Genomic DNA, 441 nt, shown 5'->3' on the forward strand with positions numbered 1-441 from the left:
CGTCGTATAAGAAAGAATGTGAAGACGAACAATAAGGCCTCCCACCCGGGAGGCCTTTTTTATTTGATAACAACAAAGGCAACATCTATGACCGAGGAAAACCCATTACTGGCGCTGCGCGATAAGATAAGCGCCCTGGACGAGAAGCTGCTTGCTCTGCTGGCGGAGCGCCGCGGACTGGCTGTTGAGGTTGGAAAAGCCAAACTGGCCTCCCATCGTCCGGTGCGTGATATTGACCGCGAACGCGATCTGCTGGAGCGCCTGATGACTATCGGCAAGCGCCATAATCTGGATGCGCACTATATCACCCGCCTGTTCCAGCTGATTATCGAAGACTCTGTTCTTACCCAGCAAACCCTGCTGCAGCAGCATCTGAATAAAATTAACCCGCATTCGGCCCGCGTGGCGTTCCTCGGTCCCAAGGGCTCTTACTCGCATCTG

1 protein-coding gene is annotated in these 441 nt (G+C 54.0%); it reads left to right on the forward strand.

The genetic code is table 11. From position 1 onward, the window contains the following. Window positions 1-87 precede the first annotated feature (87 nt). A partial coding sequence (locus tag FN082_RS17825; protein ID WP_142982037.1) for a chorismate mutase occupies window positions 88-441 on the forward strand: 354 nt, incomplete at its 3' end.

It is taken from the genome of Klebsiella spallanzanii (assembly GCF_902158555.1).
GTDB lineage: Bacteria > Pseudomonadota > Gammaproteobacteria > Enterobacterales > Enterobacteriaceae > Klebsiella > Klebsiella spallanzanii.